The following is a 291-nucleotide window of genomic DNA, read 5'->3' as shown; positions in this document are numbered from 1 at the left end:
TCGAACCTCCGACAATTGACAAGTCGGTTCGAACCGAGCGCCGCAGGCGCGAGCTCGCTGACGCGCAGCGTCAGCCATCCTTCCGGGCGCGCCAGATTCAAGAGAAAGCCCCGCCGGTGACGGGGCTTTTTTCGTATCCGGAGGCAAAATTCGAACCTCCGACAATTGACAAGTCGGTTCGAACCGAGCGCCGCAGGCGCGAGCTCGCTGACGCGCAGCGTCAGCCATCCTTCCGGGCGCGCCAGATTCAAGAGAAAGCCCCGCCGGTGACGGGGCTTTTTTCGTATCCGG

Annotated in this window: 1 protein-coding gene; it reads right to left on the bottom strand. The window is 62.9% G+C overall.

Features of this window, described 5'->3' with window-relative positions; all coding sequences use genetic code 11:
• Window positions 1-251 (bottom strand): hypothetical protein (locus ACEWQZ_RS00015; RefSeq protein WP_476481025.1); only part of this gene is annotated, 251 nt, incomplete at its 3' end.
• Window positions 252-291 lie beyond the last annotated feature (40 nt).

The organism is Wenzhouxiangella sp. YN1, assembly GCF_056324145.1.
This window is presented reverse-complemented; position numbering and strand designations above follow the sequence as displayed.